At 48.0% G+C, this 11,588-nt stretch carries 10 protein-coding genes; 4 read left to right on the forward strand and 6 right to left on the reverse strand.

The window, feature by feature from the left end:
* Positions 1–92: 92 nt before the first annotated feature.
* The 3 genes from QUB44_RS12435 to QUB44_RS12445 all read right to left on the reverse strand — a co-directional run bounded on the left by QUB44_RS12435 (position 93) and on the right by QUB44_RS12445 (position 3,207).
* Positions 93–626, reverse strand: coding sequence for a chemotaxis protein CheW (locus tag QUB44_RS12435; protein ID WP_039887356.1), 534 nt, complete (start codon positions 624–626; stop codon positions 93–95).
* A gap of 698 nt (positions 627–1,324) precedes the next feature.
* A complete protein-coding gene (locus tag QUB44_RS12440) occupies positions 1,325–2,563 on the reverse strand; it encodes a response regulator (protein WP_333163926.1) in 1,239 nt (412 codons plus the stop codon).
* 434 nt (positions 2,564–2,997) lie between these two features.
* Positions 2,998–3,207, reverse strand: a complete 210-nt coding sequence (locus QUB44_RS12445; RefSeq protein WP_333367452.1) for a hypothetical protein — start codon at positions 3,205–3,207, stop codon at positions 2,998–3,000.
* Positions 3,208–3,770: 563 nt separating this feature from the next.
* Between QUB44_RS12445 and QUB44_RS12450 the strand changes: the two genes are divergently transcribed.
* Both QUB44_RS12450 and hmpF read left to right on the forward strand, forming a co-directional pair.
* The gene (locus QUB44_RS12450; RefSeq protein ID WP_333367455.1) at positions 3,771–4,049 is read left to right on the forward strand and encodes a hypothetical protein; all 279 of its coding nucleotides are present in this window, start codon (positions 3,771–3,773) and stop codon (positions 4,047–4,049) included.
* Between the two features lie 151 nt (positions 4,050–4,200).
* Positions 4,201–5,946, forward strand: a complete 1,746-nt coding sequence (gene hmpF, locus QUB44_RS12455) for a pilus motility taxis protein HmpF (RefSeq protein WP_333367458.1) — start codon at positions 4,201–4,203, stop codon at positions 5,944–5,946.
* Here the strand turns inward: hmpF and tilS are convergent.
* From tilS to ccsB, 3 genes are all read right to left on the reverse strand, one after another.
* Positions 5,943–7,088: a tRNA lysidine(34) synthetase TilS gene (tilS, locus tag QUB44_RS12460; protein WP_333367461.1), complete on the reverse strand. Its 1,146-nt coding sequence runs from the start codon at positions 7,086–7,088 to the stop codon at positions 5,943–5,945. The genes hmpF and tilS overlap by 4 nt on opposite strands.
* Positions 7,089–7,215: 127 nt before the next feature.
* Complete coding sequence (locus QUB44_RS12465; protein WP_333367464.1) at positions 7,216–7,641, reverse strand: KGK domain-containing protein; 426 nt, start codon at positions 7,639–7,641, stop codon at positions 7,216–7,218.
* Between the two features lie 282 nt (positions 7,642–7,923).
* On the reverse strand, positions 7,924–8,994 hold the full coding sequence (gene ccsB, locus QUB44_RS12470) for a c-type cytochrome biogenesis protein CcsB (protein WP_333367466.1): 1,071 nt from the start codon (positions 8,992–8,994) through the stop codon (positions 7,924–7,926).
* An 862-nt stretch (positions 8,995–9,856) separates the two neighbouring features.
* Between ccsB and QUB44_RS12475 the strand changes: the two genes are divergently transcribed.
* Positions 9,857–11,146: a transposase gene (locus tag QUB44_RS12475; protein WP_333367469.1), complete on the forward strand. Its 1,290-nt coding sequence runs from the start codon at positions 9,857–9,859 to the stop codon at positions 11,144–11,146.
* A 29-nt stretch (positions 11,147–11,175) separates the two neighbouring features.
* The gene (locus tag QUB44_RS12480) at positions 11,176–11,499 is read left to right on the forward strand and encodes a DUF4351 domain-containing protein (protein WP_333232260.1); all 324 of its coding nucleotides are present in this window, start codon (positions 11,176–11,178) and stop codon (positions 11,497–11,499) included.
* Positions 11,500–11,588 lie beyond the last annotated feature (89 nt).

Consider the following 11,588-nt stretch of genomic DNA (forward strand, 5'->3'; position numbering starts at 1 on the left):
GAATTGAATGTTTAGATGCGCGCCTCAAGTCGTGTGACTGTTGATGGTTAGACCTCAATCGAAAATCGCAAATCGCAAATCTAAAATCGATTTCACGCTGCCCACCGCGCCGAGCGCAGAATTTTCACTTGATCTAGCAGTCGGAGCACTTTCTGAGCTGGTGCACCTAACATCCATTCTCCCCTCAGAAATGGAATCATGCCGTCTGGTGCATTGTTCTGAGAGTGCAGTTGCTCTACGTCGAGCCAGTCCATCCCCACAATTCGATCGACTGCCAGCCCCAAAATCGTGTCTTGGTCTTCCACAGCCACGATCGGGATTTCGGGTCTATCTGTGTTCAGAGGTGTTTGGTCTCCCAGAAATTGGCCTAGGTCTGCCACCCAAATCACTCGTCCTCTCATATTTAGCGTACCTAAAAGCAAAGAGGAAACGTTGGGGATCGGTGTCATGCGGTCTGGGGACGGGGATAGTACCTCTCTAATCCCTGTCGCTGGCAGTGCGAACTCGTTCCCCGAAGGAACGTAGAACCGCAGGTGCAGCTCACCTTCGGGAGTTTCTAGTTCTTGGAATTCCGGAGCCGGATCTACCCCTAGTCCTGGTAATATAAAGTCTGGGCTACCGCTAATCATAATTCTGACACCTGCATTTCTAGCAAATTGTTGAGGTTTCCCGCCAAGAAGAACCCGATCGAAACTTCGATGCTCGAAACTTGACACAGCCAAGCTTGGCACAGCCAAGGGGTGAATGGCGCGACTGCCGGAGGTGCTTGGCAATAAATTTGCTCCGTCCATAATTGACTGCAATCAATAATTCGCGCGACCTTTGCTGACAAATTAGCTTAAATCGACTACGAACAATTAATTGGGAACCCCTAAAACTTCACTTTGTACTCCCACCGCCGTCTCAAGTGGTAAAACTATGGGTAATTTTTGCGATAAATGCTAAACCGATACTCGGGTCAGCGAGGAGTTGTTGACATGGCTAGTGTCGCGACAATTGATGAACGGAGTCACTTAAGACAGAGAATGCACTCTCTGACTTTGTACAGAAATACCTAGGAATAAGTAGCTCTGTGCATCAGTTTTTCGGAGTGGCTGCAAGTGGAGAACAAGTATATTATATTTGCACTTTGAGCGTGTTAGACCCACTTGGGTCTAGAAATTGAACAGAGTTTTACCGACGCCCTCATGCCAGCGCGCGGATTTATACATTCTAGTTTATGGTGCGATCGCCAATAGTGTCCGCCAGCTTTCTCTTTGTGACGACCGAGACTTGATCTAACCGCAGGTACAAAAAAGCTTCCATCATGGCATGGGTGCGAAATTTATTTTTCTTCTAATTGGTCTTCTAGCGAGCGGTCTAATAATCTTTCCGAGAGATTGAGCCGAGGGTAGCCCGGACCTACATATTTTTCTACCAGCATCAATAACTCACTTTCACCAAAAGGTTTGGTATAAAAGTCTGTAGCTCCGGCCATGCGGGCTTTAACGCGGTCGATAAATCCGTCGATGCCGGTCAGCATAACAATCGGCGTCTGCCGGAAAGCGCTAGAACTACGCAGCATAGCGCAAATTTCGTAGCCGTCGAGTTCCGGCATGGCGATGTCACACAGAATTAAATCGGGTTTGAGTGGAAACACCAAACTCAGGGCTTGGAGGGGATTGCCGATCGTGGTAGCTTCGTAACCGTGTTCATTTAAAATTGACTCGACTGTTTTGCGAATAGTATTGTCGTCGTCAATACAGACAACTCTGGGAACCTTGGTTTCTGGGGACGACCATTCTTTTTTGTTGTTGGTGGGGGCAACAGAGGGTTCGTAAAATACTTGCACCAATCCCTGCTGCACAAAGGGGTAAATCGCCTTAGCGACAGTGAGCACGTCTCGGTTGAGGTAGCGCGCCATTTGGCGGATCGAAGTGTGCCCGTCTGCCCAGCGTCTGAGAGTATTAAAGGTATTGACAGGCAGCGCGACTCGCAGCTCGGAGGGATCTGAAATCACCGGGCATTGGTTGGGCGACTGAATGTGAGGGTGAAACTGCTTCCACTGCTGCACCTGTTTGACAATCTTGGCCAGCAGCGAGCTAATTTCTAAGCTGGTCAGTTGAGGAGCCAAAGCTGGGCCCATTTCAAAAGTGAAGGAACCCTGGTGGAGACTGAGCAAGTCAAATAGGGTTTCGTGGATCATGCTCTGGATGATGTTGCGCCCTTGAGCTGGGGTGAGGATGTGGTTTTCTAGCAGGGCCCATAGGTAGCCGTATTCTGGGGCATTGGTAGATGCCATATAGGGAACTTGGATTTTGTCGAGGGCGGTATCTGCTTTGTAGCGGCGCAGGTAATCGCGCAAGCGAAACAAACTGCCCGCACTCTGGGTAGCGTAAATAATCTGACCGTTGAAGCAGAAGACATACCAGGATTGTCCTGCAAGGGAGCGCGGGGTAGGTTGAGTACCCGTGCTGCTGCCGGTGGAGGTGTAGGCCTCTACGAACAGTTCTCCGGTTCGCTGACCTAACTCAATCAATTGCAGGATGCTGCGGATGTCTATTTCACTCAAATTTCCCTGCATGCAGCTAAAGTATCCTCCTTAAAACCGTTGGCGTCTGAGCTCGGAAAGACTGTGTGCTGGCGAAAAGATTGACTTTAGTTTCCGTCAATAATTTACGCGCTGATGCCGATCTCACAATTGGGAATTGACGAAAGGGCGATACTTGCTGCCGCTCCTCGGCCGCGCTACCAGTCCACAAGCTGAAACCGCGAAACTCGCGGCATTCTCTAAGTGTAGAGTTTCACCTTAGTATTCCCACTGTTGCCTAAACTCGTAGAATCCACATCGCACGATTGCACGGGTTCTTCGAGTGTGCAAGGCTGGCATTCCCGACTGGTTCAAGTCTTCGATCGCCAAACTTTTGAAGTTTTTGGCTGAGTATGCCGTCAGTTTATCCAGCACATCTTGGCGTAGGTCAACTTCAAAATACCGAGGATTCTCTGGTTTTACCGCTGCTACCAGCAGGAAGTGCCGATCAAGCCCCGATGGGAACTTGAGGCTAGTCTGTTGGGTTGGATGAGTTGCGATCGAGGTTTTTTTGGGTTTGCCACAGCCCTAAAATCAGGTGCAGTCAAAATGAACTTTTGTTGGCAATTGTCAGCAAAACCCTCAGTGCCGATCGACCTTTTTGCTCGCCCGCGGCGAGCGTCATAGGCTCGCGTCATTACCCTATTCTAAGGCAGCGCGGTTCAAATCCCTAGTCCGCCGAACCCCTGCGCCGGCTTGGGGGCCGCAACGGCTTTTCTCACGATCGACCCATAACTAAAGCTTTGTAAAATCAATAGAAAGTTTTTGATCGAAACGCCAGAGGCAAGCCCTGCGCTAACGACATGGGGATTTAGACCTGGGGATCAGTCGGTAGGGACTTTTAAGTCTCGTGAAACGATTGTGTTGCTAAAACCAGAGTGGTATAATTGGCAGATAGCCATTCGCCAGAGTAAGAATAACTTTCAACCCATTGAAATATCCAAGAGGGCGAGCAACCCCGGCAACGCACTAATCCTATTAATTCGGAATAGTTAAAGGGGAAATAATTGCAGCATAGGTCACGTTCAACCTTAAAAATATGAATAACTCAGCAAGTCTGCGCTCCTGGAGAAGTAAAGTTCTTTGAGTGAGTAGAGGGATATTTGAATGTCCCGTTGTCGTCTTGAAGGTGGGCAAGAATCCCCCGGCTTTAGAGGTGAGGTGGGGAGGTTCAAGGACTGACCTTTTTCAGGTTTAGCCTATGGCAGTCCCCGCAGTGAGAGCTAGTCTTGAATCAAGCGGCATTGGTACTGCTCTCTCATTCCTCCAGACAACTGGCGGCGGCCGTACTTTCTGGAAGTTCTCCCGTGAGGGCTTGCTATGCGTGAGTGCTGAAGAAAAGTTAGAAAAAAATGCTATCCCCCGATTGGGCAAACGATACCAAAAAGTAAGACTTAAGTGGCAAAAAGTTATCATTACTTGCCTATACTTGTTTACTTTAGGTAAGTTGACTAAAGATCACACGCAGTGTTATGTTTAGCCAAGAACCTTTGGCTTAAGGGGGATAGCCTACTTATGTTGGAATTAGCCGTCTACCCAACAGCGTAGGAAGTAAACACCACTTATCTTTTAGGCCTTTAAGTAACTTAAAGTAAGTTGGGATAGGTTTTACGAAGCAGAGGACTATTAGTGTGCTGTATCTAGCGGAAGTACAAAAACAGAAAAGCGGCTTTGGTCTCGGTGGCGGTAAGGCTGAACTGAAACTGCTAGCTTGTCAGCGGGGCGAACATAACTGGAGCGCCGTACCTGGCGATGACGGGATCCCAGTTGAGGAAGCTAATAAGTTTAACGACGGCACGCTGGTGCTGGTTGAGTTGAGCGCTAGCAAGCAAGTGCAGCGGATTCAGGAGGCGGCCCGCCAGTTGGTGAGCATTCTGCAAAATTTCTCGCGATTGCAGGACAAGTTTAAGGATAAGGAAGAGGAAATTGAACAGTGGAAGGCTTCTCTGACGTTTTCGAGTCAGGAACTCAATCGCCGGGAAATGGAAATGCAAGCCCGCGAAGAGCAGTTGGCTCAAATGGAAGAGGAGTTGGAGCGGCTGGAGGCTCAGCGCTCGGAAATTGAAAATACTAGAGATGAAGCTAACCGACTGCGAGAAGAAGTTGATCGCAGTCGCGTGGAAATTGAGACGGCTTGGGAACAGTTGCGGGGCGAGCAGCAACGGGTGGCACAGCAGCAGTCTGAGGTTCCGCAGGGGGCAGTGGTTGATGAGCAGCAAACCCAGAGGATTCAGGAGTTGATGCAGAAGTTGGGAGGGGCAATTGCTTCGGCTCAAGGGGTGCGGGAACAACTGAATCAGTCTTTTGGTGCGGTGGGCGCTCAGCAGGCAATTCTGGATCAGCACTGGCAGCAGTTGGAGCAAAAACAAAGCATAGCTCAACAGCAACAAGAAGAGGTCGATCAACAAAATCAGAGCCTCCAAAACCGCTGGCAAGAGTGGTACCAATCTCAAGAAGCTTTGGCCGGGGCTCGGGCGGAGCTTAAAGGGCAGCAAAGTACGCTCAGCGCTAAGCAGGACCAGGCTCAGTCGGTGTCTTTGCAGGTGCGGGCGGTTGAGGATATTTACCAGCAAGTTTCCAGGCTCGCATCTGCTTCGGGTACTGCGAGTACGGAGCAGAAAGTAGATGTGTCAGCTTTGGAGAAGATGCCTGTTGATGAGTTACAGGGGCTGGTGCAACACCTGCAACAGGATTTGGAAAAGGTGTTCCGGTTTGTTAACGATCAAGAGGAGGAGTTGACTCTGCAGCGGGAGACAATCGAGGAGCTGCAAGAGAAAATTCAAGCTGCTAGCGAGTACGATCGCATGGCTTTGGAAAATGAAATGGCAGATGAACTCGAAAGTTATCAGATGTTAAACGAAACTCTGGTGGGACAGCGCCTCCGGTTGCAGGAACGGGAAGATGTTTTAAAGCAGCATCAGGGAGTGCTGTGGCGGCGACTGGGTACTGCTAATACTCCAAAACAAGAGCGAGGAGATATTGATTTGGGGCCGATTGTCGCACAGCTCAATACTCAGCGGCAGCAGCAAAGCCAAGAATTGCAAAGACTGGAAAACGAAATTCAGCAGGTGCGGGAAGCCATAGCCCAAATTGAGGGAAATGTCAACCGCCAAAATGGGGAAAGTGAGGCGAAACGCTACGAACTCAAGCAGTTAGAGCAGAATTTGTTCAACCAGAAAGGTGCAGTGGCGCAACTCTGGGGCAGGGTGAATGTTTATCAAGAAATGTTGCAGCCGGTGCAGGACAATTTGACTGCGCTACGCCAAAAGCTCGAAGCGGCGGCGGGGGAACTCGATCGCGTGCAGCAGACGGGAGAGGAGCAAGATCGGGTAGTTTCCGATTTGCGGCAAGTCCTTTCGAGTTTGATCACAGCTTAAAATTTAATATCTAAAATTATCGAAGGGTGTTCGACTCGACCGATCGCTCCTCCAGGAAATGGATCGGTTTGCGATCGGTTGGGCGCTACGATTAAGCTGGTTAGTTTTTCTACGCTTTCAAAACTAGGCGCCGAGGACAATATTTGTTGCAGTAGTTGTCGCATTGCCCGTCGCTGCAAGGCCAGGGGTGCTTCCCGCAAAATCGGGCGATTTAACTTGACGGGAAGTTGAAAATTCACCTGGGGACTGTCTGTAATTGGAGACATTGCTCGCTGTAGCAAGTCGCTGGCTGCAAGTTCGAGATATTCTACGTCGGCGCGGAGGAGTTCGGCTGTTTGAGCTAGGGCTTGTTGGGCTTTTGGGTTGAAATGAGTTTCCAAATAAGGCAATAATTCCGCTCGAATCCGGTTGCGACTATATTGCAAGTCTTGATTTGTGGAATCTTCCCAAATGGGTAGTTTTTGCTCTTGACAAAATTGACCTGTTTGCGATCGAGTTATTTCGAGCAAGGGACGAACTAAATAGATTTTAGATTTTAGATTTTGGATTTTCGATTGGGAATTTTCATCCTGATTTTCCAATCTAAAATCGGCCAATATTTGGGAGTTGGGATTTTCGCCGGAATTCCCTAATCTAAAATCGGCAATTGCCAATTGAAAATCAAGTAGGGGCCGGGTCCAAGTGAGGGCAGAAAGTCCGTCGGCACCGCTGCCGCGAATCAGGTTGTAGAGGAGGGTTTCGGCGCGATCGCTGGCTGTGTGGCCTGTAACAATGTAGGCGTAGTTGTGGGCGATCGCAATTTCGGTTAAAGCTTGATATCTCCACTGTCTGGCCGCTGCTTCTGTTTTGGGGATGTCCGAGGCTGTTTCCAAATAGTAGGATATTCCCCAGTTTTTAGCTAATTGTTCTACATGATTGGCCGATGCTTGCGAGTCAGAACGCCAACGATGATCGCAGTGAACAATAGCTAGGTTCCACCCCCATTTAGGCTGCAAATCTAGCAGTAATTTAATTAAACACAGAGAATCTTGTCCGCCCGATACTGCTACTAGCAATCGCTGATTTGATGGCAATATTTGTCGGTGCAGCAGCGTCCGGTGCAGTTGAGCGTGGAAATGCGTCCAATTGGAAGATTCAGCCATGAGAGCAGTTTTTCATTAAGCAAAAATAAGGAAGTTAGACAACGAGCAGTGTAACGGATTTAACTGATGGATTTTGAGCAAAGAAGGGGAAGCATCCCCCTCTCCCAATCTCTCACTCTTTGCCTTCCTAGCTCCACATTCCTATACTTTGGGGGTCGCGGTCTGGATAGCGAGAAATAGGAAAATGATTACTTATTTCTGTTGAGTCACATTGATTTAATGGCTCATCTATATCGGTTTGATTTGAGCTATCTACGGCGTAGTTTTGCACGGTGTCTGATCTTTCGGCAGCGGCAGGAAGGGCTTTTTGCTCTTTGATTTCAGGTTCAAGCGGAATGAACTCCAGACGCATTCTAAGTTTTCCTTTAGTCCAGTCTTTACCAGCACTTAATAGCTCGCAATCCAAGCCGTCTGAAAATAATTTTTCGTCTACCAATTTTGACTGCATAATTGCCATAAATTCGCTGACTTTGAATGTACATTGATACATCAAAGCGCTGGTAGGGGCAGACACAACATCGTCTTCTTGGGGAAATATTTTCGATTCGTCCATATTAATTGTCCTTATTTTTAATGAATGAAGGAAGTTCGGCAACGAATTTTGTAACGGATGTAACGGATGTAACGGATGTGAGGAAGAGCGAAGTTCTAATAAGGAAGAAAGCCCCTTAGACTTCGCGATCGGGTAAAAAAAGGGAAGAAGGAAGAGGGAGTTAATTATTAGAATCTCGCTGGTTGAGTAAGGTGGGAATTGCCCACCCTACAACCGGAGATGATATTAATCCCGATGCTTTGACTTATCCTGTTCTCCTGTGGCCCATTGGTGGCTCAGGAATTAGAAAAACCAACCGTAGGAATGTAAACCTTTGCCTAACAGATTAACGCCTAGATAACAAATCCAAACTACCACAAAACCTGTGGCTGCTAAAATTGCTGGGCGTCTTCCCTGCCAGCCACGAGTAATGCGGGCGTGCAGGTAGGCAGCAAATACCAACCAAGTAATCAGCGCCCAAGTTTCTTTCGGGTCCCAACTCCAGTACGATCCCCAAGCTTCGTTAGCCCAAACGGCACCGGCAATAATGCCAACTGTCAGTAAGGGGAATCCTAAACCGATGATGCGATAGCTAATGTTATCAAGAGTTTCTGCTAGATTCAAGCGCTGGGGCGAGAGAAGTTCTGCGGTTTGAGTTGGGGCGGTTGATGGGGTTTGAACGGTGGCTAATTCGAGCACTGCGGTGGTGCCCAAACCGTTATTGTTGGAGTTGAAAGAGGGTTCGCTGAAAACTAATGCGCTGTCGGCGCTGGTTTCTGCAATTTGAGGTTCGGGGTTTTGAGGGCGTTGGAGGCGGTAGTTGCCGTTGCGGTTGCTGTTGGTGCCGAAGGAACTACCGGTGAGTTCGATTTTTTGGCCGCGGGTGACGATTAAAAAGGCGATCGCCAGTAGCGCTCCTACCATTAAAGTTGAGTAACTGAGCATCATGACGCTAACGTGCATCATCAGCCAGTTTGATTTGAGGGCGGGTACTAGGGGCTCTGCTGATTGCATGGTTGTCGGCAGAGTCAGGGCTGCAAAGGCGGATATTGCCATTGCTACGGGGGATGTGGCTACTCCTACTAAGCGGGAACGGCTCATGTTTTCCGCGACTAGGTGGATGGCGGTGATTCCCCAAACTAGGAAAAATAGGGATTCGTAGAGATTGCTTAAGGGGAAGTAGCCGGCTTCTATCCATCGAGAACCGAGTAAAGCGGCGATGGATAGGTTGGCGACGGCCATTCCTGCGGTGCCTAGGGCCCACAGGTAGGGAATGCCGGGGAATGCTGTGCCAACCCAGTAAATGAGCATTGTGGAGAACAAAACGGCAAAGGAGATGTTGTCCAGCCAGTTCTGGAGTACGACCAGATCCATAAAAATTACTCCGGTAATGTTTTTACTTATTTTTGCTAACTAGATCGATCGTACTGGGGTTGGGCAGTTTTGGGTTTGGGATTTTGAATTTTTGTGGCAATTCTGAGTTTTTGGCGGTTGTTGAGGTGCCCGCGGGCGATCGCGGGGACGCATCAAACAAGCTACTATTGACCCACCAGACGAGTGTCACCCCGTCAAGTCACACTTGTTGATTCTGGCTGAGGGCTTGAGGTTGGACGAGTTCCAAGGAAGGAAACACGGAATGCTGATGGGCGAAATTCGATCGCCGATTAACAAAATTAGGGCTTACGCAGAGGGGGCCAGAAACCGGGTTTTAGGAAAATCCTTCGTTTTTACCCAGAGATTAAGTAAAAAACCCCGTTTCTTGGTCGGGAGTGCGTCTAGGACTGAAAATATAGGATGTTTTTTGATCTGGGGCTATCTGGAGTCCTTTAGAATTGATTGAGCTGATTACCCATTTGCTGTTTTTGCAACCAGGAAAAAAACGGAAGCCCCCGACAATGGTTGTGGATACTCCCCAAATTTTAGACTAAAGCTCAACCTCCCAGATTTATCAAGGCGAGTCAAATCTAAAATCTAAGATCTAAAATCTAAAATCGACTGACGGTTGGATCAGTTCCACAGGCTAGAGGAGATGTTGGGTTAATGCGTCGAGATTCAATATTTTACCTTAATGTCCGCAGAAGGCTCCCGCTATAACCGAGGGGGATTTATCAAGATCCGCGAGTACCCCCGATGGTTTAGCGGCGAGATGAATGCCGACCAGCTAACGATTGAGCGATAGCGAATCATTATAATTCTACCCGTGTTTGTGTTGGGTAAAATGTGGTATCATTCTACCATGTTAGTAATAGAAGCAAAGTTAAAAGGAACTCAATCACAGTACAGTAAGTTGGATGAAGCAATCCGCACCGGACAATTCATCCGCAACACTTGTCTGCGATATTGGGAAGATAACAAAGGAGTCACGAGGAATGACCTCCAAAAGCTTTGCTCGGTACTAGCTAAAAACAAGGAAACCCCTTGGACGAAGAAGCTTAACTCTCAAGCTAGACAGGCTCACGCAGATAGAGCGTGGTCTGCTATTGGGCGTTTTTATGAAAACTGTAGATTGGGTAAGCCTGGTAAAAAAGGCTACCCCAAATACAAGAAGTTCAGCCGTTCCATTGAGTACAAAAACAGTGGATGGAAATTATCTGCTGATAGAAGACAGATAACCTTCACCGATGGTTTTGAAGTAGGAGCGATGAACTTATGGAGTTCTAGGGATTTGGTCTGGTATTCAGAAAAACAAATCTCTAGGGTTCGAGTTATCAGACTTGCTGATGGCTACTACGCTCAGTTCTTAGTGAACTGGGATAGAAGAGAGGAGCATGAGTTTCAAGGAAAAATGACGGGAATCGACTTAGGGCTTAAAGAGTTCTACACCGATTCTGATGGAAATACTGTCGATAACCCTCGATATCTGAGAAAGTCCGAACGTCGCCTCAAGATGCTGCAACGCCGGGTTTCTAAGAAGCATATCAGGGGCAAAAAGCAGTCTAATAGATACCATAAAGCTCGCAGGGCTTTAGCCAAACAACATCTCAAGGTAAGTAGACAGCGTGAAGACAAGGCTCGTAAAGATGCTCTGGCGCTAGTTAGATCTAACGACCTAATTGTCTACGAATACTTGAAGATACGAAACATGGTGAAAAATCACCACTTAGCTAAGTCTATTAGCGACGCATCATGGTATCAATTCACTCAATGGCTTCAATATTTGGCCCTGGTTCACGGTGTCATTGTTATCGCTGTTCCACCTCGAAACACGACTGTTGATTGTTCGTGCTGTGGATCGAAAGTGAAGAAAACTCTTAGCACCAGGACGCATCGATGTAACCAGTGTGGCACGGTTTTAGATCGCGACCACAATGCCGCAAAAAACATTTTGGCAAAAGGATTCAAGCTGTTAGCTGAATATTTAAACAGTACCGTAGGGCATACGGAATCTGGAGCCAAAAGCTCAAAAGCGCAGGGAGAAACTAACCTCTGGCTTAAGAACGGAGACGTTCTTGCTCTAAGTTGGCTAGATGAACTGCGAACCAAGAATTCTTGGGAATCCCCCACTATATTCGGTACTCCAAATTAGTGGTGGGAGGATGTCAAAAGTTTACCAATTTGAACCGAAGGGAGGCAGAGGCGATGTTAGGGATTACGCTTGAGGAAACTCGCTTTTATCGGGAAGCTAAGGAAGAAGGCATCGAACAAGGCATTGAACAAGGCATTGTGCAAGGCCGCGAACAAGAAGGAAGAGCCTTGATTTTACGTCAGTTAAATCGCCGTCTGTTAAATCGGCGAGTTGGAACATTACCGGAATCTATCACGACTAGAATTGCTGATTTGTCGATCGAGCAAATTGAAACTCTAGCAGAGGAATTGTTAGATTTTCAGTCGATCGAGGATTTAGAGGTTTGGCTGGAGAATTTGCCGCAGGGAGATTGATACGAGGTTAGGAATTGCACTTGAGGGGGCGATCGCCCCATTTACGCGCACCAACACATCAAACGTACCCCTCTTCTATTTCCTGGGTT

This window comes from Microcoleus sp. AT3-D2, from assembly GCF_036705715.1.
GTDB lineage: Bacteria > Cyanobacteriota > Cyanobacteriia > Cyanobacteriales > Microcoleaceae > Microcoleus.